General features: G+C 65.6%; 21 protein-coding genes. 10 read left to right on the forward strand and 11 right to left on the reverse strand.

The annotated features are described in order from the left end of the window. Position 1: 1 nt before the first annotated feature. The gene (locus tag ACOHWE_RS05915) at positions 2–1,576 is read right to left on the reverse strand and encodes a choice-of-anchor L domain-containing protein (RefSeq protein WP_420664914.1); all 1,575 of its coding nucleotides are present in this window, start codon (positions 1,574–1,576) and stop codon (positions 2–4) included. Positions 1,577–1,770: 194 nt separating this feature from the next. On the opposite strand from ACOHWE_RS05915, the gene ACOHWE_RS05920 reads away from it, so the two are divergent. Continuing rightward, complete coding sequence (locus tag ACOHWE_RS05920) at positions 1,771–2,118, forward strand: hypothetical protein (protein ID WP_420664915.1); 348 nt, start codon at positions 1,771–1,773, stop codon at positions 2,116–2,118. A 45-nt stretch (positions 2,119–2,163) separates the two neighbouring features. On the opposite strand, the gene ACOHWE_RS05925 is transcribed toward ACOHWE_RS05920, so the two are convergent. Beyond that, complete coding sequence (locus tag ACOHWE_RS05925; protein ID WP_420664917.1) at positions 2,164–3,219, reverse strand: transporter substrate-binding domain-containing protein; 1,056 nt, start codon at positions 3,217–3,219, stop codon at positions 2,164–2,166. Between the two features lie 193 nt (positions 3,220–3,412). Between ACOHWE_RS05925 and dapE the strand changes: the two genes are divergently transcribed. From dapE to ACOHWE_RS05945, 4 genes are all read left to right on the forward strand, one after another. Then, complete coding sequence (dapE, locus tag ACOHWE_RS05930) at positions 3,413–4,558, forward strand: succinyl-diaminopimelate desuccinylase (protein WP_420664919.1); 1,146 nt, start codon at positions 3,413–3,415, stop codon at positions 4,556–4,558. Between the two features lie 11 nt (positions 4,559–4,569). After that, positions 4,570–5,190: a TIGR04282 family arsenosugar biosynthesis glycosyltransferase gene (locus tag ACOHWE_RS05935; protein WP_420664920.1), complete on the forward strand. Its 621-nt coding sequence runs from the start codon at positions 4,570–4,572 to the stop codon at positions 5,188–5,190. Positions 5,191–5,247: 57 nt separating this feature from the next. After that, positions 5,248–7,530, forward strand: coding sequence for a ribonuclease R (gene rnr / locus ACOHWE_RS05940; RefSeq protein WP_420664922.1), 2,283 nt, complete (start codon positions 5,248–5,250; stop codon positions 7,528–7,530). Positions 7,531–7,645: 115 nt separating this feature from the next. Next, positions 7,646–8,974 (forward strand): lytic murein transglycosylase, encoded by a 1,329-nt coding sequence (locus tag ACOHWE_RS05945; protein ID WP_420664923.1) that lies wholly within the window; start codon positions 7,646–7,648, stop codon positions 8,972–8,974. A 138-nt stretch (positions 8,975–9,112) separates the two neighbouring features. Here the strand turns inward: ACOHWE_RS05945 and ACOHWE_RS05950 are convergent, their stop codons facing one another. From ACOHWE_RS05950 to ACOHWE_RS05975, 6 genes are all read right to left on the reverse strand, one after another. Then, positions 9,113–10,288, reverse strand: coding sequence for an ABC transporter permease (locus tag ACOHWE_RS05950; RefSeq protein WP_420664924.1), 1,176 nt, complete (start codon positions 10,286–10,288; stop codon positions 9,113–9,115). A gap of 5 nt (positions 10,289–10,293) precedes the next feature. Next, positions 10,294–11,922, reverse strand: a complete 1,629-nt coding sequence (locus ACOHWE_RS05955; RefSeq protein ID WP_420664925.1) for an ABC transporter permease — start codon at positions 11,920–11,922, stop codon at positions 10,294–10,296. Between the two features lie 88 nt (positions 11,923–12,010). After that, complete coding sequence (locus ACOHWE_RS05960; protein ID WP_420664927.1) at positions 12,011–13,111, reverse strand: extracellular solute-binding protein; 1,101 nt, start codon at positions 13,109–13,111, stop codon at positions 12,011–12,013. An 83-nt stretch (positions 13,112–13,194) separates the two neighbouring features. Then, on the reverse strand, positions 13,195–14,295 hold the full coding sequence (locus ACOHWE_RS05965; protein WP_420664928.1) for an ABC transporter ATP-binding protein: 1,101 nt from the start codon (positions 14,293–14,295) through the stop codon (positions 13,195–13,197). Between the two features lie 362 nt (positions 14,296–14,657). After that, on the reverse strand, positions 14,658–16,052 hold the full coding sequence (locus ACOHWE_RS05970; protein WP_420664929.1) for an aspartate aminotransferase family protein: 1,395 nt from the start codon (positions 16,050–16,052) through the stop codon (positions 14,658–14,660). Between the two features lie 65 nt (positions 16,053–16,117). Beyond that, entirely contained in the window at positions 16,118–16,864 is a 747-nt protein-coding gene (locus ACOHWE_RS05975; protein WP_420664931.1) for a GntR family transcriptional regulator, read from the reverse strand. Between the two features lie 82 nt (positions 16,865–16,946). Between ACOHWE_RS05975 and ACOHWE_RS05980 the strand changes: the two genes are divergently transcribed. From ACOHWE_RS05980 to ACOHWE_RS06000, 5 genes are all read left to right on the forward strand, one after another. Next, on the forward strand, positions 16,947–18,032 hold the full coding sequence (locus ACOHWE_RS05980) for a polyamine ABC transporter substrate-binding protein (RefSeq protein ID WP_420664932.1): 1,086 nt from the start codon (positions 16,947–16,949) through the stop codon (positions 18,030–18,032). Between the two features lie 133 nt (positions 18,033–18,165). Further along, positions 18,166–19,293 (forward strand): ABC transporter ATP-binding protein, encoded by a 1,128-nt coding sequence (locus ACOHWE_RS05985; RefSeq protein WP_420664934.1) that lies wholly within the window; start codon positions 18,166–18,168, stop codon positions 19,291–19,293. Beyond that, positions 19,293–20,174, forward strand: a complete 882-nt coding sequence (locus ACOHWE_RS05990) for an ABC transporter permease subunit (RefSeq protein ID WP_420664938.1) — start codon at positions 19,293–19,295, stop codon at positions 20,172–20,174. Before ACOHWE_RS05985 ends, ACOHWE_RS05990 begins: the two co-directional genes overlap by 1 nt. Then, positions 20,171–20,992, forward strand: coding sequence for an ABC transporter permease (locus tag ACOHWE_RS05995; RefSeq protein WP_420664940.1), 822 nt, complete (start codon positions 20,171–20,173; stop codon positions 20,990–20,992). Before ACOHWE_RS05990 ends, ACOHWE_RS05995 begins: the two co-directional genes overlap by 4 nt. After that, complete coding sequence (locus ACOHWE_RS06000; RefSeq protein ID WP_420664942.1) at positions 20,992–22,389, forward strand: NAD(P)/FAD-dependent oxidoreductase; 1,398 nt, start codon at positions 20,992–20,994, stop codon at positions 22,387–22,389. The genes ACOHWE_RS05995 and ACOHWE_RS06000 overlap by 1 nt, the downstream gene beginning before the upstream one ends. Here ACOHWE_RS06000 and ACOHWE_RS06005 read toward each other — a convergent pair. The 3 genes from ACOHWE_RS06005 to fliK all read right to left on the reverse strand — a co-directional run bounded on the left by ACOHWE_RS06005 (position 22,284) and on the right by fliK (position 24,512). After that, on the reverse strand, positions 22,284–23,066 hold the full coding sequence (locus ACOHWE_RS06005) for a phosphotransferase (RefSeq protein ID WP_420664944.1): 783 nt from the start codon (positions 23,064–23,066) through the stop codon (positions 22,284–22,286). The two genes, ACOHWE_RS06000 and ACOHWE_RS06005, sit on opposite strands and share 106 nt — an antisense overlap. A 155-nt stretch (positions 23,067–23,221) precedes the next feature. Beyond that, entirely contained in the window at positions 23,222–23,911 is a 690-nt protein-coding gene (locus tag ACOHWE_RS06010; protein ID WP_420664946.1) for a FlgD immunoglobulin-like domain containing protein, read from the reverse strand. A 4-nt stretch (positions 23,912–23,915) separates the two neighbouring features. After that, positions 23,916–24,512 (reverse strand): flagellar hook-length control protein FliK, encoded by a 597-nt coding sequence (fliK, locus tag ACOHWE_RS06015; protein WP_420664948.1) that lies wholly within the window; start codon positions 24,510–24,512, stop codon positions 23,916–23,918. Between the last annotated feature and the right edge of the window lie 663 nt (positions 24,513–25,175).

Consider the following 25,175-nt stretch of genomic DNA (forward strand, 5'->3'; position numbering starts at 1 on the left):
GCTACTGAAGCTCCGCCGCCAGCAGCCGGCTTTCATGCGCCTTGAGGGACATCCGCGCGGCAGCCCCGTAACTGCGCCAGCTGCCGCCCATCAGCGCCATGAACTCGGCCCGGGTGTCCTCGTCCAGCCCCTCCAGGCTTTGCGCGCCGGGGTGGTAGCTTTCGCTCTCCAGCCCGTTGCCGCGGACGATCTGGTGGCGGTCGAACAGGAGGTGCAGATAGGTGACGGGCCGGCGGTCCTCCCGCACCCGGACAGTGGTGCCGTTGACCAGATGCTTCGCTGCCACCAGGACCTGGCGCGCGCCGAACATCAGCTCGGCACTGCCCGAGGCGATCAGCACCCGGTGGCAGGGCGATAGCTCCATCGCGTCGTGCTGCCCCAGCGCATTGGCGGTGATCTGCACCGGCGCGTCGCGCCCCTCCGCCAGACGGCGGCTGCGGCCGATCCAGCGCACCGGCTGCGGGCCGTCGTCACGGGTCAGCACCAGGGTGCCGGGGCGGATCTCCCGGATCGGCATCGGCCCGTGCACCGTGTCGATCAGCGTTTCCTCGGTGAAGCAGGGCGTCGTCGTCATCTTGACGAAGCCCACGTCCGAGGTGCCCGCATCGTCCGCCACCGTGTAAGTGAAAGTGGTCTCCTCGTCGCTGGCGACGTCCTCCTTGCCGGTGACGGTAAAGGTGCCGTCCCCGTTCAGGGTCACTGTCTCGCCATCGGCCAGGGTGACGGTATCGCCCGCGGTGACCGGCTGGTTGTTGATATGAGTAATGTGGAGCGTGCCGCCGGCGGCGTGGGTGTCGTTGGCCAATACGTCGATGATTTCGCTGTCACCCTCCTGCACCGAAACCCAATCGTCTGCCGCGATCACCTCGGTCTGAATCGAATCGCCGGCGATCAGCAGATTGGAATCGTATTTCGCGTCGCCCGCATCGGCGATGCCGATCTTGATAGTGTTGACCTGCCCCGGGTTGACCGGCGCCGTGAGCTTCAGAGTCACGGTGAAGCCATCCATCTCGGTGTTGTAGGAGTCGTCCTTGTGGCTGTTGTCGACGTAGAGGTTGGAATTCGACACGTTGTTGATGTTGTCGATCGAGATGTCGCCCTCTCCCACTGTCAGCTGCGCCGGCACCCCGTTGACCCAGACCCCGACCGCATCGTTGAAACCGGAGTTGACATATTCGAGGTATTCTTCGGAAGAGAACACGAACTGCATCGAGAGCACCGACCCGGCCGGCACAAAGTCTGCTTCGAAGACGGCGGCGTCGTAGGTTGCGCCGCCAGCGATCTCCGACAGATCGGAATCACCCGCAGTTTTGTGCTGGGTAGTGGTATTGGCACGGGAGTTCACGTCGCCGCTGCTGTTGGTCACATCCTGCGCACGGCCGGTCGACAGGATTACCCCGCTGTCCGACGGTGTGAGCTCCGGGGCGGCCGAATCACCGTTGGAATAGATCCCCGACGCCGAGCTTGCCCCGGTGTAATCAGCCGACATGATGACGATGCCGTTGCCGAACATGGCATTGGCCATCTGCCAGGCAGAAGCTGAGGTATCGATCGGCAATTCGGAGGCAGAGCTCATCCAATGTCCTTTTCGAAATGCATAGACCCAAATCTGTCGCTGACACGGGCCTAGCTGCCCTGCGGTTGCAGCGAGGTAAACACTGCGGCGGCGGCGGTGGGGTATTTTGCAATATTTTCACTTTGCGGCCGCAGCGGCCCCGTCACAGGCCATTTCGATTGACCAGCGGGGCGCCGCAACGATATGGCAGCGCCATGGAACAGAAGAAAACCTCCCGCCAGCAGGTCTACACCCTCCTCGTCCAGATCGGACGCAAGGAAGGCGACGGGCTGCCTGATGGCGCCACCGGGGCGGCGCTGATGGTCTATGCCTCCGGCGTGGACGAGGCCGAGGCGGTGCGCGAGACTGTGGCGATCCTGAAGCAGGCGGATACCGCGCCGCTGGATGTCACCGGCTACGGCACCTTGCAGGAGCGCGAGGACGAAGGCCATGAGATCGGCGGGGAAGAGCGGGCGCTGATGCAGCGGGCGCTGGACGAAAACGCGGTGATCGTGGCCCAGATGACCCCCTTCTTCGATGGCGAGGAGCCGGTGGTTCACTGACTGCCCCGCGGCTTCTGACTGGCTGGTAATGGCGCGGCGGCGGGGTCAGTACTGGCTGCCGAACCACTTGCGGTAGATGGCGTCATAGGTGCCGTCTTCCTGCAGGCTCAAGAGCACCCGGTTGACATCTTCCACCAGCGGCGACCCGGCCGGAAACACCAGCCCGTAGTTCTCCCGCAGGAAGGCCGGCCCCACAGTGCGGCCAAACTCATGCCCGCCGTGCCGGATATAGTAGTTCAGCACCGGCGCATCGAAGACCACCGCGTTCAGCTCCCGTGCCTCGAAGGCGGCCAGCAGCGGTTTGAGCCCGGGATAGGCGGCATAGCCGATCTCGCGCCGGTCGAGGAAACCGGCCGCGGTGGAGCCTTCGATGGTGCCGACCTGCTTGCCGTAAAGGTCGTTGACCGAATTCACCGAGCCGCTGATCGCCTCCACCGTCATCACCGCGGTGATCTTGGCGACAAAGACCGACACCACGAAGAGCGAGGAAATCACCAGCACCACGCCGAAGATGCGCCCGACCGGCGTGCGCGGCACCCGCTCCTCGAAACCGCCGTTCACCACCAGGTTCAGCGCCCACCAGAAGGACGGGAACCAGGCTTCCTTCAGGGGCCGGTCGAAATAGGGCTGGGCCCGGCGCTCGAAGCCCCACATCAGCATGCCGCCGCCCAGGAGCAGGACGAACGCGATGCCGATGGCCGCGGCAAGATCCCAGGACAGCAGCGCCCGCAGCAGCGAGGGCGCGCGCACGTCATCGGCCTGCACCATGATCTGCAGGCCGCTCTCGAAGATCGGCTGGCTGAAGTCCATCTCCACTTCGCGCGCCGCGGTAATCGAGATGTTGGCCGCCGCCAGGTCACTCTCGCCGCTGCGCACTCCGTCGAGCATGCCGGCAAAGCTATCGGTGCGGTTGACCGCGTAGCTCCAGCCTAGCCGGCTCGCTAGCGCGTCAAGGAGTTCCAGCGAGAAGCCGGTGTCACGGCCGCCCTCCAGCATCGAGAACGGCGGCCGGGTCACCGTGTTCACAGTCAGCACCTGGGCGGACAGCCACTGGCCCCAGAAGGACAGGGTGAGAAGGACGCAGAGACGGAAAACTCTCAAGGAAACGCTCGATGGCCTGAAAATGGATCTGTACAGTTCCCCTAGGCGGAACCCCGCCACCGCGCAAGCATGGCGGGACGGTCCCGGGCGCAGCCGCCGCGGGGCGTGGCGGCCGCGCCGCAGGGCGCCGCCGATTGAACCGGCAGCCGATCCGCGCTAGGCCGGGGCTAGCCATTGTTCCCGGAGCCTCCCCATGCCGCAGACCGATCCCGTCCAACTGACCGCCGAACTGATCCGCTGCCCCTCGGTCACGCCAGAAGAGGGCGGGGCGCTGGTGCTGCTGGAAAAGCTGCTGAGCGGGGCAGGGTTTGAATGCACCCGGGTCGACCGCGGCGGCATCGCCAACCTCTTTGCCCGCTGGGGCGAGAAGGGCCACCCGCGCACTTTCGGCTTCAATGGCCACACCGACGTGGTGCCGCTTGGCGATGAAGCCGCCTGGACCATGGCGCCCTTCGGCGCGGAGATCAAAGACGGCGTGATGTACGGCCGCGGCGCCACCGACATGAAATCGGGCGTCGCCGCCTTTGCCGCAGCCGCCATCGACTTCGTCCGCGAAACGCCCCCCGACGGCGCCGTGATCCTCACCATCACCGGGGACGAGGAAGGCGACGCGGTGGACGGCACCACGGCGCTTCTGGAACACATGGAGCGCGCGGGCGAGAAGATGTCGGTCTGCCTCGTGGGGGAGCCGACCTGCCCCAGCACCATGGGCGAGATGATCAAGATCGGCCGCCGCGGCTCGCTCACCGCCTGGTTCACGGTGACCGGCGTGCAGGGCCACTCCGCCTACCCGCACCGCGCCAACAACCCCCTGAACGCGATGGCGCGGCTGATGGATCGGCTGGCGAGCCACGAGCTCGACCAGGGCACCGAGCATTTCGATGCCTCGACCCTCGCCGTGGTCACCATCGACACCGGCAACCCCGCGACCAACGTGATCCCGGCGCAGAGCCGCGCCACCGTGAACATCCGCTTCAACGACGCGCATTCGGGCGCGAGCCTCACCGATTGGCTGCAAGGCGAGGCTGACAAGGTGGCCGAGGAGTTCGGGCTGAAGATCGGCATGGAGGTGAAGATCTCCGGCGAAAGCTTCATCACGCCTCCGGGCGATCTGTCAGGTCTGGTCTCCGCCGTGGTGGAGGCCGAGACCGGCGTGAAGCCCGAACTGTCCACCACCGGCGGCACCTCGGATGCGCGCTTTGTAAAGGATCACTGCCCGGTGGTGGAGTTCGGGCTGGTCGGCAAGACCATGCATCAGGTCGACGAATGCGTGGAGGTAGCGCAGATCGAACAGCTGAAGGCCATCTATACCCGTATCCTGAAAGACTATTTCGCCTGAAGCACGCACCCATGCGCGCGCGTCTCGTCATCATGCTGAAAGAGCCGCGGCCGGGGCGGGTGAAGACCCGGCTGGGCGGCGATATCGGGGTGATCCCGGCCACCTGGTGGTTCCGCCACCAGACCGCGCGGCTGATCCGGCGCCTGCGCGACCCGCGCTGGCAGATCGTACTGGCAGTGGCGCCGGAGGGCGCGGTCCATTCCAAGGTTTGGCCCGCGGACCTGCCGCGGCTGGCGCAGGGCGGCGGCGATCTGGGGGCGCGGATGAAACGGATGCTGAAGGCGGCGCCAGGCCCTCGCAGGCAAAGCCGGCGAATTGGGCCAACCTGCCTGATTGGTGGCGACATTCCCGGCATCACCCGCGCGCACATCGCCCGCGCCTTTACCGCACTTGGCAATCATGACGCGGTCTTCGGCCCGGCAGAGGACGGCGGGTATTGGCTGGTAGGCGCGAAACACCCTTCCCGGCTGCCCGCAGGCCTTTTCGGAGACGTCCGCTGGTCCAGCGAACACGCGCTCGCTGACACACTCGCCACTGCACCCGGCCTGCGCATTGCCTTCACCGACACACTGCGCGACGTCGATACCGCCGCGGATCTGAGCGCCGGCCTGCCGGAACGCCGCCTGCGCTGAGCGGCGCAAACGCTTTTCCCCCATGACGCGCCCCGCGCGCCGTGCTAGGGCGGTCACATGAGCCGTATACCCTCCAAGGCCGAAATCCTCGACTGGATTTCCGCCAACCCGACGCAGACTGCAAAACGTGACATTGCCAAAGCCTTTGGCATCAAGGGCGCGGACCGCATCGACCTCAAGCGCCTGTTGAAGGAGCTGGAGGCCGAAGGCCACCTGCAGAAGCGCAAGAAGACCTACCGCGACCCGGACCAGCTGCCGCTCGTCACCGTGCTGCAGGTAAAGGCGCCGGATGACCATGGCGACCTCTACGGCCGCCCGCTGGAATGGCACGGCGAGGGCATCGAGCCGATCATCCTGATCCTCACCAAAGCCTCCGACCCGGCGCTTGGCGAAGGCGACCGCGTGCTGGCCCGGCTGACCGCGGTGCCCGATCAGGACCACAACTACGAGGCCCGGCTGATCCGCCGCATCGCTTCCGGCCCCAAGCGAATCCTCGGGATCTTCCGCAGCGGTGCCGAGGGCGGCAGGGTGGTGCCGATCGACAAGGCGTCCTCGGACGAGTGGATGGTGGCCCCCGACGCCACCGCCAAGGCCCGCGACGGCGAGCTGGTGGAGGCCGAGCAGGCCGGCCCCAAGTCCCGCGTCGGCCTGCCCCGCGCCCGCATCGTCGAGCGGCTGGGTGATCCGGCGGCGCCCAAGGCGGTGTCGCTCATCGCGATCCACCAGCACGGCATCCCCGACGACTTCCCCGAAGAGGTCCTGGCCGAGGCCGACGCGGTGAAGCCGCAGGGGCTGAAGGGCCGCGAAGACCTGCGCGAGCTGCCGCTGGTCACCATCGACCCGGCCGATGCGCGCGACCACGACGACGCCTGCTATGCACAGGAGGACGACGATCCGGCAAACCCCGGCGGCTTTGTCATCTGGGTGGCGATTGCCGATGTCGCCGCCTACGTGCGCCCGGGCTCGGCGCTCGACCGCGAGGCCCGCAAGCGGGGCAACTCCAGCTACTTCCCCGACCGCGTGGTGCCAATGCTGCCGGACCGGCTGTCGGGCGACCTCTGCTCCCTGCACGAGGGCGTGCCGCGGGCCTGTGTGGCTGTGCGGATGCAGATCGACGCCGAGGGCAACAAGCTCGGCCACCGCTTCGTGCGCGGGCTGATGCGGTCCGCCGCCTCACTGAACTATCAGGAGGTGCAGGCAGCAAAAGACGGCACTCCGAACGAGAAGACCAAGCCGCTGCTGGAGACCGTGATCAAACCGCTCTACGGCGCCTACGCGGCCTTGCGGCGCGCCCGCGCCGCGCGCGAGCCGCTGGATCTGGATCTGCCGGAGCGCAAGATCGTTCTGGACAAGGACGGCACCGTGACCTCGGTTGCCTTCCGCGACCGGCTGGATGCGCACAAGCTGATCGAGGAATTCATGATCCTCGCCAATGTCGCCGCCGCCGAGACGCTGATCAAAAAGCGCTCGCCGCTTCTGTTCCGCGTGCATGAGGAGCCGGCCCAGGACAAGCTGGAAGCGCTGCGGGAAACCGCCCGCGCCGCCGGGCTGAACCTGGCCAAGGGCCAGGTGCTGCAGACCCGCCACCTGAACGCGCTCCTGAACAGCGCCGCCGGGACCGAGGACGCGGAGCTCATCAACATCTCCACCCTGCGCTCGATGCAGCAGGCCTACTACAACCCGGAGAACTTCGGCCACTTCGGCCTCGCGCTCAGGAACTACGCGCATTTCACCTCGCCAATCCGCCGCTATGCCGACCTGATCGTGCACCGGTCGCTGATTTCGGCGCATGGCTGGAGCAACGATGGCCTCACGGCCGAGGAGATCGAGCGGCTGGAGCAGACCGCCACCCATATTTCCGATACCGAGCGCCGCTCGATGATTGCCGAGCGCGACACCACCGACCGATACCTCGCCGCCTACCTTAGCGAACGGGTCGGCAACGAATTTGCCGGCCGGATCAGCGGCATCGCCCGCTTCGGCGCCTTCGTGAAGCTGGACGAAACCGGCGCCGACGGGCTGGTGCCGGTGCGCTCGATCGGGCGGGAGTTCTTCCATTTCGACCCGCAGGCCGGGACGCTCTCAGGCTCGGACACCGGGCTGACCCTGGCCATCGGCCAGCGCGTCACCGTGCGCCTGACCGAGGCTGCGCCGGTCACCGGCGGGCTGGAGCTGGAGCTCTTGTCGATTGAGGACGCCAAGCTGCCGCGCGGCGGCGGCCGGGGCGGCAGGGGCGGCCGGCGCAGCCCGGCGGGCCAGTCACCCAAACGCAAGGCCGCGAAGTCCAAGATCAAGACCGCCAAGGTCAAACGCAAGGTCGAGCGCAAGCGCCGCGGCTGACCCGGCACGCGCACAGCGCCGCAGGCAAGCTCCCGCCATTTCCGCGCTCGGGCCTTTTGTGCTGCACCCCCCGCCGCTAAGGTGGAGGGGAGCAGCACGTTATTGAGGTATTCCCATGCGTATTTGGTTAACGGCATCCCTGCTGGCAGGCGGCACTGCAATGGCGGGCACGGCCCCGCCCGACAGCTCTCTCAGACCCGAGACACGGCCCGGCGCCGCGGTATCCGGGAACACGGGTGCCATCCGCACCGCCAGCGCCGCGTCGCTGCGCCCGCTGGCGCGGCCGGACGGCTCGATTTCCCCCTCCCCCGAACAGGCCGCCGAAGACGCGCGCTTCCGGGAGTGGCTCACGGGATTCCGCGGCCGTGCCCAGGCGCAGGGCATCAGCGCCGCAACGCTGGAGGCTGCACTGGACGGCGTCACCCCCGACCCGGAGGTGATCCGCCGCGACCGCAACCAGTCCGAGTTCAGCAAGACGATCTGGCAGTATCTCGACAGCGCCGCGTCGGACACGCGGGTGAAGAACGGCCGCGCCGCCCTCGCCGCCCAGCAGCAGCGGCTGGAGAGGATCGAAGCTGCTTATGGCGTCGACAAGGAAGTGGTGGCGGCGATCTGGGGTCTGGAAAGCAGCTTTGGCAGCTTCCGCGGCAGCATGGACGTGGTGCGCTCGCTGGCGACGCTGGCCTTTGACGGGCGCCGCGGCGAGTTTTTCGAGGGCCAGCTGATCGCGGCGCTGCAGATCCTGCAGGCTGGCGACGTGCCGCCGCGCAAGATGACCGGCAGCTGGGCTGGCGCGATGGGGCATACCCAGTTTATCCCGGCCTCCTACCTGCAGTTCGCGGTGGACTTCACCGGCGACGGCAAGCGCGACATCTGGTCGGATGACCCCTCGGACGCGCTTGCCTCCACCGCGGCCTACCTTAAGGAAGCGGGCTGGGTAACGGGGCAGCCCTGGGGCGTGGAGGTGCGGCTGCCTTCGGATTTCGACTACCGGCTGGCAGACCGGGAGATCACCAAGCAGCCGTCTGAATGGGCGCGTCTGGGTGTGCGCGGCATGAATGGTGACGCGGTGGCGGATCACGGGAAAGCCTCGATCCTGCTGCCTGCCGGGCAGCACGGCGCGGCCTTCATGATCTTCAAGAACTTCGCGGTGATCGAACGCTACAATGCCGCCGATGCCTATGTGATTGGGGTCGGGCACCTGTCGGATAGGCTGAAGGGCGCCGGACCGCTGCAAAGCAGCTGGCCGCGCGGCGACCGGGCGCTGAGCCGGGCTGAGCGTGAGGAGCTGCAGCGCCGGCTGACGGCGGCTGGCTTTGACACGCAGGGCGTGGACGGGCGCATCGGGCCCAACACGATCGACGCGGTGCGGGCCTTCCAGGACGCACGGGGGCTGGTGCCGGATGGCTATGCTTCCCCTGCGCTTCTGAAAGTGTTGCGGTAAGCTTTCAGGGGCTTGAGGGGGGCGCCTCCCCTCGCCCGGATCTTGTCCAGGCTCACCCTCAGGGTATTTTCCGTCAGAAAGTAACAGAACAGGCCCCGCTTGGGGGCCTGTTTTTGGTTTTGGTCTGTGGTCCCTGCGTCAGCTTGGGGACATGCCGCGCAGGCGCTCGGAGCGGCGGCGCAGCATCTCGACCGTTGTGAGCAGCGCGATGGAGATCACCACCAGGATCGTCGCCACCGCAAGGATGGTGGGCGAGATCTGCTCGCGCAGACCGATGAACATCTGCCAGGGCAGCGTCTTCTGCCCGGCGGAGCCGACGAAGAGCACCACCACCACCTCGTCGAAGGAGGTGATGAAGGCAAAGAGGCCGCCGGAGATCACGCCCGGCAGGATCAGGGGCATCTGCACCCGGAAGAAGGTGGTGACGGGCCCGGCACCCATGTTGGCCGCCGCTCGGGTGAGCGAGCGGTCGAAGCCCACCAGCGTTGCAGTGACGGTGATGATCACGAAGGGGATGCCGAGTGCCGCGTGCGCCAGCACCACGCCGAAGTAGGTGCCCTGCAGGCCGATCCGGCTGTAGAAGAAGTACATGCCCGCGGCCGAGATGATCAGCGGCACGATCATCGGCGAGATCAGGATTGCCATGATCGCGCGGCGGAAGGGCACATGCGGCTGGCTCAGGCCAATTGCCGCCAGGGTGCCGAAACCCACCGACAAGAGCGTCGCCATCGGCGCGATCTTCACCGAGTTCCACAGCGCCTGCTGCCAGTCGTCGTTGGTAAAGAAGTCGCGGTAGTGCTTGAGCGAGTAGCCCTCGGGGTCGAAGCGCAGCATCTCGGGGGTGAAAGTAAAGAAGTCCTCGGCGTTGAAGCTCAGGGGCATCACCACCAGGATCGGCGTGATCAGGAAGACGAAGATCACCCCGCAGATCACCCGGAAGGCATAGTGCCAGAGCACCTGGCCCGGGGTGAGGTAGGGCGCCAGGTGGGCGCGGTAGCGGGAGGTCGCGATCCAGAACACGAACCAGCCGGTGAACCAGCCGAAGAGCGCGCCGATGATGCCCGCCACGATACCGCCGAGCAGGAAGCCCGCCGCCGCGAAGACCGCGATCAGCAGCCAGCGCAGCGGGGATTCCTTTTCCGTGAGCCCGGCGGCCACGAAGCCGATCACGCCGAGGAGAACGGCACCAGCCAGCACCCCGATCAGGCCGGAGCCCTGGGCGGTGCCCACAAAGAGGCCGAAAAAGGCGCCTGCGGCGGCGGAAACGGCGGCGGTGAAACCGGGGGTTTGGTTTTCAACAGGTGTCAAAGCCATATCGGTTATCCCAGTTTCACGTTGTCGATGCCGACGATCTTGTCATAGGCCCAGTACAGCAGCAGCACGACCACAAGCAGGATGGTCCCAAGCGCCGCGGCCAGGCCCCAGTTCAGCGACTGCGAGATGTGGAAGGCGATCCGGTTGGAGATAAAGACACCCTTGGTGCCGCCCACCAGCTCCGGCGTGATGTAGTAGCCGATCGCCAGAATAAAGACGAGGATCGACCCCGCGCCGATGCCTGGCACCGACTGCGGAAAGTAAACCCGCCAGAAGGCCGTCCAGTTGGTGGCGCCCAGCGATTTCGCCGCCCGCAGGTAGGTCGGATTGATGGTCTGCATCACCGAATACATCGGCAGGATCATGAACGGCAGCAGGATGTGGGTCATGGCCACGATGGTGCCGAACTGGTTGTTGATCATCACCAGCCGGTCGCTGTCGCTCACCAGCCCGAGCCAGACCAGAGTGTCATTGATCACCCCCTGCTGCTGCAGCATCACCTTCCAGGCCGAGGTCCGCACCAGGAGCGAGGTCCAGAACGGCAGCAGCACCAGGATCATCAGGAGGTTCGCGGTGCGCGAAGGCAGGTTGGCGAGGATCCAGGCCACCGGGTAACCCAGCACGATACAGCTGCAGGTGATCGCCAGAGACATGACCATCGTGCGGAGGAACAGGGTGCCGTAGATGCGCTCATCCTCGGGGCGCAGTTCGGGTCCGTCCGGGCTTTTCTGCAGGTCGGCGGCGTTCAGGAAGTAGCCGTTGGTATATTTGCCGGAGTAGGTCTTAATGGTGCGCCAGACTTCGGGGTCGGCCCAGTCCTTGTCCATCTTGATGAAGGCGTCGCGGGCCGACTCGGTTTCCATCTGGCCGGATTCGATCACCGCAGCGGCCTCCTGCAGGAGGCGCTGCGCGTCGCCTTCGAAGGCCCGGACGGCAAAGGGATTGGCCGCGAGGTCGGTGTGCAGCGCCATGTAGACCGGAGCCCAGGGCTCTTCTTCGGTGGGGCTGTCGTTGTCCTCGTTCTGGATAGTCCGGGCGAAGCTGAGATACGCGGCGCTGGCCACAGGCAACGCATCGCGCGCGGCGTCCGAAAGGCGGAAGCGCGGCTCTTTTTCGCTGCTTGCGCGGTCTTCAAGCCACTCCGGATCGGCGAAGATCGCAATAAAGGTCTCCGGCTCTTCCCAGGCAGGATCGAGCTCCGCGAACTGCTTCAGGTAGCCCTCGCCGATGTCGTCGGCGCGGCGGCCGGCCTTGCGGAACAGCGAGGAAATGCCGGGTGTTTCATAGTTCAGCCGGGAACCGACACGGGTGTGTTCCTTGCGCTCGGCGGCCTCCACCATGTCATAGGCCAGCGCTTCGAACACCGGCTCGGGCGGGATTTCGCCGCTGTCGGCGTCCCACTGCTGCACCGCCACCACGGTCTGCGGAAGGGTGTCCTGCACAATGCGGTTCTCGACCGAGCGGAACAGCATGTCCGCGATCGGGAGAATGAAGGTCAGCAGGACAAAGAGCAGAAGCGGCGCGATCAGCATCAGCGCGCGGATCTTCTGCATCCGGAGGGCGCGGGCCAGACTTCGCTTCAGCGGCCTGCCATCGGCGGCCAGAACCGGTCCGGAAAGGGTTGTATCGCTCATGTTGGGAAACCCCCTGTCGGGTTTTATGGTGGGGAAAGGGCACCGCGGCGGGAGCCCTTTCCCGATGGTTCAGATCGCGCTCAGGCGATTACTTGGCCAGCCATGCCTGGAACTTGGCGTCCAGATCATCACGGTTGTCGGCCCACCATTCGTAGTCATAGGTGTGCACGTTGCCGGAATTGGCCGGATCGGTCGGCATGTGCGGCGCCATGTCGATGCCCAGTTCGGCGTGCTTGCCAACCAGCGGAGCGGAAGAGGCACGGGCCGGGCCATAGGAGATGTAGGCAGCCTGATCAGCCAGGCGCTGGGTGTCCGTGGCGAACTTCAGGAAGTCCATCACGCGGGCCAGGCGGTCTTCGGGCAGGCCTTCGGGCACGATCCAGCCGTCGAGGTCAAAGGACTGCATGTCCCAAAGCATGCCGATCGGCTGGTCCTGCTCGGCGATCGCGGAGAACAGGCGGCCGTTGAAGGTGGAGCCCATTACCACTTCGCCATCGGCGAGCAGCTGCGGGGTTTCCGCGCCGGCGGTCCACCAGACCACCTGGTCCTTGATGGTGTCGAGTTTGGCCAGCGCACGGTCGACGCCCTCGTCAGTGCTCAGCGTGTCGTAGATGTCTTCCTTCGCCACGCCATCGCAGTAGAGCGCCCACTCCATGTTGTCGATCGGGCGCTTCTGCAGCGACCGCTTGCCCGGGTACTTCTCGGTGTCGAAGATCGCGCAAACCGAATCCGGCGCGTCGATCAGGTCGGTGCGGTAGCCGAAGGTTGTGGAATAGACTATCTGCGGAACGAAGCAGTCGGAGACCAGCAGGTCACCGAAGTCTTCGGAGGCCGGGGTGCCATCGGGGGCTTCCGCCAGCACCTCGTCGTGGTCCAGCTCCATCGCCAGGCCTTCGTCGCACAGGCGCATCGCGTCGGACGCCACGGCATCGACCAGGTCCCAGGTCACGTTGCCGGCTTCGTTCATCGCGCGCAGCTTGGCCACCGCTTCGGCAGAGCTTTCGTCCCAGATGATCTTCACGTCCGGGTTCATCTCCAGATAGGGCTCGACATAGGCCTTCTGCTGGCTCTGCTGATAGGCCCCGCCCCAGGACACCAGGGTCAGCTCGTTGGCCATCTCGGCGGCAAAGGCAGCGGGCGCGCACAGCGCCGTCGTGGCTGCCAAAGCAGACAGTTTGGTCAGTTTCATAGGGACACTCTCCTTGTTGAAATTCGTCGTGGTGAGTTCCCCCCGGTCGTTCGTCCGCCGGGGGTTCGAAGCAGCGCGCAGGCTCAGGCGTCAAGCGCGCGGCAGTCCTCTGGCAGCCAGCCGATCTCGATCTGCTGGCCGGGCTGAAGGCGGACCTGGTCAGGGGCATTGCGGGTTTTGATGATGAACTCATCATTGCCGGCCACCCGCAGCCGGGTGCGGAAGATGTCGCCCATGTAGATGAACTCCAGCACTTCCGCTTTCAGCGTGTGAACCCCTGCCCGCAGGCGGTCCTTATTGTATTCGACCCGCTCGGGCCGGATCGAGACGCGGGTGCGCTCGCCAGGCTTGGAGACGTTGACCGGCTTGCAGTCGATCAGTTCGCCATCGTCGAGCTGGACCAGCGCCAGACCGCCCTTGATCTCCTTGACGGTGCCTTCCAGCGTGTTGTTCTCGCCGATGAACTGGGCGACGAAGCTGTTCTGCGGCTCCTCGTAAAGCACATCCGGCGGTGCCAGCTGCTGGATGCGGCCATCGTCGAACACCGCAACCCGGTCCGACATGGTCAGCGCCTCGGTCTGGTCGTGGGTCACATAGACCGTGGTGATGCCGAGGTTGTGGGCCAGGTTGGTGATTTCGAACTGCATCTTCTCGCGCAGCTGCTTGTCGAGCGCGCCGAGCGGTTCGTCCATCAGAACCAGCTCGGGCTCGAAGACCAGCGCGCGGGCCAGGGCGATCCGTTGCTGCTGGCCGCCTGACAGCTGGGCCGGGCGGCGGCCGCCGAAGGCGCCCATCTCCACCATGTCCAGCGCCCGCTTCACCTTCTGTTCGCGCTCGGACTTGCCCATCTTGCGCACTTCCAAGGGGAACGAGAGGTTTTCCGCGATCGTCATGTGGGGAAACAGAGCGTAGTTCTGGAACACCATGCCGATGCCGCGCTTGTGCGGCGGAATGTTGTTGATCGAGGTGCCGCCCAGCCGGATGTCGCCGTGGGTGGCGGTCTCGAAGCCCGCCAGCATCATCAGGCAGGTGGTCTTGCCGGACCCCGAGGGCCCCAGCATGGTCAGGAATTCGCCTTTGGGCATGGTGAGGTTGAGATCTTTGACAACGAGATTTTCGCCGTCGTAGCTCTTTTGGACGCGTTCGAATTCCACGAACGCATCAGTGTTTGACGCATCAGCCAAAGCAGGCTCCCCGTTTATTTTATACCTCTGGCAGATTTTAGCTCTGCGCTTGTTGTGGATTTAATCACACCCAGCATAGCAAGTGCTAGGGATGAAAAAAATAATCTTCCCGCCTCTGAACGCGGCCGCGCGGAGTTTGCTGTCCGGGCGGGCGGACCGCGCTGATCGCGGACCGGCTGGCGTGATTAAACCGTAAGTGCCGTAACGTAGCGGATGATTTGCGGCGTGCAAGGGGGGCTTTGCGCCGTTCCGGCGCAAATCGCGGCCCCAACGTAAATTCGACGCCAAACCCCCGCACCCATTCGGGCACGGGGGCTGGTGATTCCACTACCCGGCGCAGGGCCGCGCCATGGGATGAAAAGTCAGCCCGCCACAAGCAGACCCTTCTCCTTGGCTTCTGCATAGGCCTCGTCCAGCGCCAGGCGGGCGCGGGCGATCAGCACGTCGATCTGTTCCGGCGTGATTACCAGCGGCGGTGCGATGATCATCCGGTCGCCGACATGGCGCATCACCAGGTTGTTGGCAAAGCAGCGCTCGCGGCAGAGGTAGCCCACGGTGCCGGCCTCCGCCGCGAAGGGCGCGCGGGTCTCCTTGTTCGGGGTGAGGGCAATCGAACCCATCAGCCCGACGATCTTGGCCTCGCCGACCAGCGGATGGTCGGTCAGCGCTTCCCACTTTTCCTTCAGGTAGGGCGCCGCCACGTCGCGCACGTGGGCGAGGACGTTTTCCTCCTCCAGGATGCGCAGGTTCTCCAGCGCCACTGCCGCCGCCACCGGGTGGCCGGAGTAAGTGTACCCGTGGTTGAACTCGCCGCCCGCAATGACCGCCGCGATCTCGTCGCTCACAATGGAGCCGCCGATTGGCGCATAGCCCGAGCTCAGCCCCTTGGCGATCGTCATGATATCGGGGCGAATGCCTAGCGTTTCGCTGCCGAACCAGTTGCCGGTGCGCCCGAAGCCGCAGATCACCTCATCGGCGATCAGCAGAATCTCATACTTGTCGCAGATGCGCTGGATTTCCGGCCAATAGGTTTCCGGCGGCACGATCACGCCGCCAGCACCCTGCACCGGCTCGGCGATGAAGGCCGCGACACGGTCTTCGCCCAGCTCCTGGATTGCCGCTTCCAGTTCCTGTGCGCGGGCGAGGCCGAATTCGGCGGGTGGCATATCGCCGCCCTCGGACCACCAGTCGGGCTGGTTGATGTGGTGCACGTCCGGAATCGGCAGGCCGCCCTGGGCGTGCATGCCGGACATCCCACCGAGCGAGCCGCTGCCCACGGAGGAGCCGTGGTAGGCGTTCTTGCGGCTGATGATGACCGACTTGCCGGGCTTGCCCTTCTCGGCCCAGTAGTGGCGGACCATGCGGATGTTGGTATCATTCGCCTCCGAGCCGGAGCCTGCGAAGAACACGTTGTTGAGATCGCCCGGGGCCAGCTCCGCCAGCCGCGCCGCCAGCGCGATGGCAGGCACGTGCGAGGTCTGGAAGAAAGTGTTGTAATAGGGCAGCTCGCGCATCTGGCGGGCGGCCGCCTCGGCCAGCTCGTCGCGGCCATAGCCGATGTTCACGCACCACAGCCCCGACATTGCGTCGAGGATCTCATTGCCCTCGCTGTCGGTCAGATGCACGCCGCTTGCGCGGGTGATGATACGGGCACCCTTCTGCGCCAGCTCGCCGTTGGCAGTGAAGGGATGCATGTGATGCGCCGCGTCGAGCGCTTGCAGCTCGCCCGTAGGCATGTGGTTGGTGATCGCACTCATGGGGCTTACTCCTGAGAAAGACGGTTTGCCCAAGAATATGATCAAATATCAGCGTGTCAATCGAATCAGTTGGCCGCGTCCAGCCCCTGGCGCACCTGCTCCATGCCCTGCGTCACATCGCGCTCCATAGCCAGCGCCGCCAGCTCTGCATCCTGCCGTTTCAGCGCCTCCAGGATGTCCTTGTGCCGGTCCGGGAAGCTCTGAGTACCCAGCCGCCCGCAAACCACCCTGAGCGAGGGCCCGAAACGCAGCCACAACCGGTCCGCCATGTCGCTGAGGATGGGGGCGCCGGCCTCGCTATAAAGCACAGTGTGAAAGCTGTAGTTCTGCACCAGATAGCCCGCCACGTCGCCGCCGAGAATCGCCTTGTCGAGGGCGCCATCGATCCTCTCCAGCTCTGCGATCCGTGATCCTCCGATGCGCAGGGTGGCCCGGCGGGCAAGCTCGCATTCTATTGTTCTTCTTGCAAAAACAAGTTCATCCAACTCGCCGGCCGTCAATTCCGGCACCGACACGCGGCGGTTGCCCTGAAACATGAGCGCGCCGTCCGATATCAGCCGCCGGATCGCTTCCCGCACCGGCGTCATGCCCGCGCCAAGCGCCTCCACCAGACCCTGGATGGTCACCGCCTGGCCCGGCGCCAGCTCGCCGAACAGGATCTGCGCCCGCAGGGTCTGGTAGACGGTTTCATGGGCCGGCTGTTTGGCGCCGCCGTCCGCCGCCGCTGCGGCCTGCATATTGGTCTCGTTCACCTTGGATTTCACCTCCGCTTTTGCGGGCAGCTTGCACCATCTCCGCCCGGGTGAAAACATAAACGGTATTGCCCAATGAGGCAAAACTTGATCAAATCCATTCCAGCCGGGCTGCGAAACCGGCACGCACAGGGAGATTTCCATGACACTGAAAACGATGACCTTGACCGCCGCCGCCGCGCTGATCGCCGCCGGTGCCGCCGCGGAAGAGGTGCGCGTCTACAACTGGTCCGACTACATCGACGAGGACCTGCTTGCGAAGTTCGAGGAAGACACCGGCATCGAACTGATCTACGACGTCTTTGACAGCAACGAGGTTTTGGAAACCAAGATGCTGGCAGGCGGCTCCGGCTATGACGTGGTGGTGCCCTCCGGCACCTTCCTGCAGCGGCAGATCGCGGCAGGCGCCTTCCAGAAGCTGGACATGGAGAAGCTGCCCAACCATGAGCACATGTGGGACCTGATCGAGAAACGCACCGCGCAGTACGACCCCGGCAACGAATATTCGATCAACTACATGTGGGGCACCACCGGCATTGGCGCGAACGTCAACAGGGTGAAGGAAATCCTGGGCGAGGATGCGCCAATCGACAGCTGGGACCTGGTGTTCAAACCGGAGAACATGGAGAAGCTCGCAGAATGCGGCGTGCATTTCCTGGACGCCCCGGCGGAGATGATCCCCGCGGCGCTCAATTACATCGGCGAGGATCCCGACAGCCACGACCCTGATGTGATCGCCAGGGCCGAGGAAGTCTTTGCCCCGATCCGCCCGCATATCCAGAAGTTCCACTCGTCCGAGTACATCAACGCGCTCGCCAACGGCGACATCTGTGTCGCGGTCGGCTGGTCCGGCGACATCCTGCAGGCCCGCGACCGCGCGGCCGAGGCCGGAAATGACGTCGAGATTGTCTACCACGCGCCCAAGGAAGGCGCCCAGATGTGGTTCGACCAGATGGCGATCCCGGTTGACGCGCCGAACCCGGATGCTGCGCACAAATTCCTGAACTTCATCATGGATCCCGAAAACATGGCGGCGGCGTCGAACTACGTCTACTACGCCAACGGCAACAAGGCCTCGCAGGACCACCTGGTCGAGGACGTGATCGGCGATCCGGCGATCTACCCGGACGAGAAGACGCTGGACAACCTCTTCACCACCACGCCCTACGAGCCCAAGGTGCAGCGCGTGGTGACGCGCCTGTGGACCAAGATCAAGTCCGGCACCTGATCCGTGCTTGGACCGGCAGGGCGCACATCTCGCGCCCTGCCCCCCTCCCCGCCACACAGGGACCCTTTCCCAAATGGACGTTCAGACTCTCCCGACCCCGAAGACCTCCGCAACGACTTCCAAGGAGGCCGGCGTGACCAATTCCGTTTTCGAGCCCTGGAACGACCCCCAGGCCAAGCCCCTGATCCAGTTTCAGAATGTGACCAAGCGCTTTGGCGAATTTACCGCCATTGATGACCTGACCATCGGCATCCACGAGCGCGAGTTCTTTGCTCTTCTAGGGCCGTCGGGCTGCGGCAAGACTACCCTGATGCGGATGCTGGCCGGGTTTGAGACCCCGACTGAAGGCACCATTTACCTCGCCGGGCAGGATATCGCGCGGGTGCCGCCGAACAAGCGCGCGGTCAACATGATGTTCCAGTCCTACGCGCTGTTCCCGCATCTGTCGGTCTGGGAGAACATCGCGTTCGGGCTGAAACGCGAGGGCATGGCCAAAGACGCCATCGCCGACCGCGTGACCGAGATGCTGCGGCTGACCCGGCTGGAGAATTTCGCCCGGCGCAAGCCGCACCAGATCTCCGGCGGCCAGCGCCAGCGGGTGGCGCTGGCACGCTCGCTCGCCAAGGCGCCGAAACTGCTCTTGCTGGACGAACCGCTGGGCGCGCTGGACAAGAAACTGCGCCAGGACACCCAGTTCGAGCTGATGGACATTCAGGAGAAGACCGGCACCACCTTCGTGATCGTGACCCACGACCAGGAGGAAGCGATGACCGTGGCAAGCCGCGTTGCGGTGATGGACCACGGCCGCATCGTGCAGGTCGCCACTCCCGACCGCATCTACGAGACGCCGAACTCTGTTTACGTGGCGGACTTCATCGGCGATGTGAACATTATCGAAGGCACCGCGACGCCGGTGGGGGAGGACCGTTACGCGATGGCTTGGGCCGACGGGCAGAAACCCCTCGACGTGAAAAGCGCCAACCAGTTTTCCAGCGGGCAGAAATGCCATCTGGCAATCCGCCCCGAGAAGGTCACGATCAGCGCCGAACAGCCGGTTGACGCCGCCAATGCAGTGCAGGGCCGAATCCTCGATATTGCCTACCTCGGCAATATTTCCACCTATCACGTGGAGCTGCCTTCGGGTGCCATCATCAAGGCGCAGACCGCCAACACCCGCCGCATCTCCCGCCGCGCCTTTTCCTGGGAAGACACTGTCTGGCTGTCCTGGACCGCCACGGCAGGCGTTCTGCTGGCCGAATGATGCGCCGCCTGCTGCTGATCGCCCTGCCCTACGCCTGGCTGGTGGCGCTGTTCCTGGTGCCCTTTGTCATTGTCCTGAAAATCTCGCTCTCTGACGTGGCGCTCGCGCGCCCGCCCTACATGCCGCAATTCGACTGGGCCGAGGGCATCGGCGCCTTCCTGAGCGAGCTGGATTTCGAGAACTTCGTCTGGCTAACCCAGGATGACCTTTACTGGAAAGCCTATCTCAGCTCGCTGCGCATTGCCTTTCTTGCAACGGTGATGACCCTCTTTGCGGGCTATCCCATTGCCTACGCGATGGCGCGCACCCCGCAGGAGTGGCGGCCGACGCTGATGATGCTGGTGATCCTGCCGTTCTGGACCAGCTTCCTGATCCGTGTCTACGCCTGGATGGGGATCCTTTCGAACGAGGGCTTCCTGAACCAGTTCCTGATGTGGACCGGGCTGATTTCCGAGCCGCTCACCATCCTCAACACCAATACCGCGGTCTATATCGGCATCGTCTACACATACCTGCCGTTCATGATCCTGCCGATCTACGCGGCGCTTGAAAGGCTGGACGAGTCGCTGATCGAGGCGGCGGAGGACCTGGGCTGCTCGCGCTTCACCGCCTTCTGGCTGGTCACCGTGCCGCTGTCGCGGCCGGGCATCATTGCGGGCTGCTTCCTGGTCTTCATCCCGGTGATCGGCGAGTTCGTGATCCCTTCGCTTCTGGGCGGCTCGGGCACGCTGATGATCGGCAAGGTGCTGTGGGAGGAGTTCTTCTCCAACCGCGACTGGCCGGTGGCCTCCGCCGTGGCGGTGGTGCTGCTCCTGATCCTGATCATCCCGATAGTGCTGTTCCAGCGCAACCAGCAGAAACAGCAGGAGGCAGACCAATGAACAAGCTGAGCTGGTTCAACGCGGTGTCGCTGACACTGGGCTTTGCCTTCCTCTACATCCCGATGCTGATCCTGATCATTTTCAGCTTCAACGAAAGCAAGCTGGTGACGGTCTGGGCCGGTTTTTCCACCAAGTGGTACGGCGAGCTGATGCAGAACGAGGCTTTCCTCAGTGCAGCCTGGGTCACGCTGAAAGTAGCGGTCCTGTCCTCCACCTTCGCAACCGTCCTGGGCACCATGGCGGCCTATGTGCTGGTGCGCGGCGGGCGGTTCCTGGGCCGGACCCTGTTTTCCGGCATGATCTACGCGCCCCTGGTGATGCCCGAGGTGATCACCGGCCTGTCGCTCCTTCTGCTGTTTATCGGCATCGGGCTGGACCGCGGGGTGATGACCATCGTGCTTGCGCATACCACCTTCTCGATGTGCTACGTCTCGGTCGTGGTCTCCTCGCGGCTTGCCACCTTCGACCGCTCGCTGGAAGAAGCGGCGCTCGACCTCGGCTGCTCGCCCGCAGAGGCCTTCCGCCTGGTGACCCTGCCGATCATCGCGCCCGCGGTGATTTCCGGCTGGCTGCTGGCCTTCACCCTGTCGCTCGATGACCTGGTGATTGCCTCCTTCACCTCCGGCCCCTCCGCTACCACCCTGCCGATCAAGATCTTCTCCGCCGTGCGCCTCGGCGTCTCGCCCGAGATCAACGCGCTGTCGACCATCCTGATCGGCATTGTAACAGTGGGGGTGATCACCGCGTCGCTCGTCAGCAAGCAACAGCTGGTGCGCCAGAAGCGCGACGAGCAAGCGGCCGAGCGCGCAGCGGCCTGATGCGCCGGATCTATCCGGACTACGCCTACGGGCCTGGCCCGCGGTCGGACTGCTGGTGGGACGGGACCATCGCGGCGCCGGACTGGCCCGTGCTCGACACCGATGCCACCGCCGATGTGGCAATCATCGGCGGCGGTTTCACCGGCCTCTCGGCGGCGCTGCACCTGGCAGAGGACGGCGTCTCCGCCGCGGTGCTGGAAGCCGAAAGCCCTGGCTGGGGCGCCTCGGGCCGCAACGGGGGGTTCTGCTGCCTGGGCGGTGCAAAACTGCCCGGGGCCGCGATCAGGCGGCAATATGGCAAGGCCGCGGCCGACAGCTACTTCGCGGCGGAGAAAGAGGCAGTTGCACTGGTCGGCAGCCTGCTTTCCCGCCATGGCATCGAGGCCGACACCCACTCCGAGGGCGAGACCCTGATGGCGCATAGCCCAAAGGCCGCCTGCCGCCTGCGCGCAGAGGCCGAGGCACTGCGCGCGGAAGGGCAGGATCCCGTCTTCCTGGAGCGCGGGGACCTGGCCGGAGCTGGCCTGAACGGCGAATTTCACGCCGCCCTGACAACGCCGGCGGGCTTTGCCCTCAACCCGCGCAAGTACCTGTTTGGCCTGGCCCGCGCGGCCCAGTCAGCGGGCGCCGGCCTGTTCCAGCACAGCCGTGCGCTTGCAATCGAGCGGACTGGCAGCACCTACCGCGTTCGCACACCGCGCGGCGATCTGCGCGCCCGCCGGGTCGTGATCGCCACTAATGGCTATTCGTCCGAGGACCTGCCGCCGGAACTCGCGGGGCGCTACATGCCGGCGCAATCGACGGTGATGGTGACCCGCCCGCTCACCGAAAGTGAGCTCGCGGCACAGGGATGGACCTCCGCCCAGATGGCCTATGACACCCGCAACCTGCTGCACTATTTCCGCCTGATGCCGGACCGCCGCTTTCTGTTCGGGATGCGCGGCGGGCTGATCTCCTCGCCGCGCGCCGAAGCCGCCATCCGCGGCAAACTGCGGCGGCACTTCGAGGCGCTGTTTCCCGCCTGGCGCGGAGCCGAAACCACCCATTGCTGGTCCGGCATGGTGTGCCTCGCGCGCAATCTGGTGCCCTTCGCCGGCCCGGTACCGGGGCAGGAAGGGATGTTTGCCGGGCTTTGCTATCACGGTAACGGGGTGGCGATGGGCAGCTACAGCGGGGCGCTGCTCGCCAGCCTCGTGCAGGGCAGACCGCCCGAACTGCCCTATTCGCCGGTGATGCAGAGCCTCGCCCGCTTTCCGCTTGGCCGCGCCCGGCGCCTGCTGATGCCGCCGGCCTATGCGCTTCTCGGCCTGATGGACTGGAGCGCCGCAATCTCCAGCTCAAGTGCCGCGCGATCACGCCCGGCGCCGCCGCCTTGTTCAGACCGCCACAGGCAATAAGCCGCGGCGCGCCAGTGGAACCACGGTTTCAGCGCCAGCACCCGGGCGACGATGCGCGGGTCGGGATAGGCGGCGAGGAAGACGTCCTCCTCGGACTGCGAAAGTGCGCTGCCGCGGTAAAGAAGCTGCATAGCCGGTGAGAGGAACAGCGCCAGATCCTCCGCCGGGTCACCCAGTTGCGGGCACTGCCAGTCTATCAGCGTGAGCGTGCCGTCATGGGCCAGCAGGTTGCCCGGCACCGGGTCACCGTGGATCAGAACAGCGCCCGGCAAAGGCGGCACCCGGCCCAGAGGCCGCAGAGAAGCAAGCGGCGGCGCGCCACGGCAAAGGGACAGGATCGCCTGCGTCTGCGCCTCCAGCGCTTCGCTGCCGTTCACCCCCGCAGGCAAACCGGGCGGCGGCGCCTGATCGTGAAGCCGTCCCAGCAGCCGCGCCACATGGGCGGTGTCGCGCTGCCAGGGGCCGCCGGTGATATGCGCATAAGCCAGCCAGTGCCGGCCTTCAAAGCAGCCCGAGGCCACCAGTGGCGGCACCATCCCGGTGCCCGCCAGGGCACCCAGCGCCGCCGCCTCGCGCCGGGGGTCGTTGGCAAAAAGCGGGTTGCCGCCCTCCGGCTCATAAAGCTTGATGACCAGTCTGCCCGCCCGCCACACACGGTTCGAGCGCCCGCCGGCCAAGGGCCGGGGCGCCGGAACGTCAAGCCCGCGCGCCGCCAAATGGGCAAAGAAGCGGGCAGTGAAACTGTCGGGCAGAGGTTGCAGGGCGGGCTCCAGTCAGGTGCCGGACGGCCCTGGCGGGCACGCGCGGCTGTTACTGCCGGCGCCCGGCCGGATCAGCTGCCGGAGACGGGGTCGCGCAGGGCGCTCACCGACGATGCCAAAATCGCCGAACCGCCATCGGTGATCAAGACCACATCACCGCCGCGCATCTGGGTTTCTTTGACCTTTGTGTAGATCTCTGCGGTTTCCGACAGGATCACCTCGCCCGCTTTCCTGCTCTCGACAGTGAAGCTGTAGTTGCCGGGCGCCAGCGTGTTGCCGTCCTCGTCAGTGCCGGTCCACTCGTAGGCGTCAGCCGAAACCGGCAGCACCACGCGCTGCACTTCGGTGCCGTTCTTGTCGCTGACCACGAGGCTGACGGTATCGGCCGCGGCGGCCGGATTCGGCGAGATGGTGATCGGGCTGGTGCCGTCGAAGTGGCCGGGCGTGGCCGCCCGCGCTTCCATGCCCACCCAGCCGGACATCGCCGCCATGTTGGCCAGCCCAAGCTGCGCTTGCACACCGCCCAGGAGGTCGTTGCTCTGCACCTGCTGCTCCACCATGGAGAACTGCGCCAGCTGGGCGGCGTATTCCGTCGAATCGAGCGGCTCTAGCGGATCCTGGTATTTGGCCTGCGCGGTCAGCATCTTGACGAAGGTTTCGAAATCCGACGTCAGGCCCATGGCGGAGTTGCTGGAGCCGGAGGCGGAAGGCGCTGGGTGTTGAACCGCTGCGTTGTTTGCTTGAGATACGGCTGTTGTCATCTGATCAGACCCTCATGTCCACGCCGGCGCTGCCGTGCCGGAGATTCTGTTTTGCCGGTTCGGCTTCCGATTCGGCAGGAGCCGCGCCGGAGCCTGCAGAGGCGGCCGCGCCTGCATGCTCCGCCCCGGCCCCACCGTCGCGGAAGGCGCCGCCGCTCTGGCCGCCGCCGAATTCAAAGGAGATGTTTTCATAACCCATGCGCCGGAACTCTTCCGCCAGTTCATGGATGTGGCGGCGCATCAGGTCGCCGGTCTCCGGACGCTCGGCCTGGATCATCACGGTGATGCCCGTCTCGCTCGCCGAGACCCGCATGCGCACCTGGCCCAGCTCCTGTGGGTTGAGCGAGACCTCGACCTTCTGCTCACCCTTGGCGGCAAAGGCCTCCGCCAGCTGGGAGGCAACCAGACGGGGCGTTTCCGGACGGTGCACGGTGCCCGCGGCTCCGGCCGAAGCCTCCGCCAGCAGCTGCGGCAGGCCCGGGGCCTCCGCCCCGAAGGGACCGAGGCCGCTCAGGGAATCGCCCTTGCCGTTCAGCAAGTCCGCTTCGCCCACGATAGCGCCCAGCGCCTGCGGCACCTGAACCTGTACTGTGGCCGCCACGGACTGTGCGGGGAATTGAACGCTGCTGCGCAGGGTCGTGGCAGGAGATGTGATGACGGAGGACTCGGCTGGAGGCGCCTCCCGGCCAGCCCGGCGCGCTTCAGCAGCGGCGCCGGACGGGGGGGCTGACGCAACCGCAAACGGTACTGCCTGTGTTCCAGCTACGGACGATGGCGTGCCAGGCGCGGACATTGCAACCGGCTGGAGCCTTTCCGCGCTGGAGTTGCTACCCGAGGCCTCCTGTACGATGGCCGAAGCGAATCCACCTGGCGCCGAGGCTCCCGGTTTGGCGGGCTCTGACGCAGTTGCCGTAACCGCTCCGCGCGATGCGGCTAAGGCATTCCCGGTTGCTGCGGCGCGCTGCGCGCTTTCAGATTTCCCCTGCTGGATTATTTCATCTGCGATACCCTCGCCTTCGGTGGATTGTACCGCCGCGCCTGCAGCGCTGGATCGGACCAGCGTACCCGTACCGTTCATGTCCGCATCATCTGGTCCAGACTGGACGGGAGAAATAGCGGCGGCAGAAGAAGCAGAGCGATCCGCGGCCGCTTTGTGCCCTGTGGGCGCTTCGGCGACGGTTGTCCGGGCCGCTCCGGAACCGCGCGCTGCTGCGCCAGCCTGGGAAGCCGCCTCCGCAGTATCGCTCCGCGGAGCGTTCAATGC

This window comes from Cribrihabitans neustonicus, from assembly GCF_048820895.1.
Taxonomy (GTDB): domain Bacteria; phylum Pseudomonadota; class Alphaproteobacteria; order Rhodobacterales; family Rhodobacteraceae; genus Cribrihabitans_A; species Cribrihabitans_A neustonicus.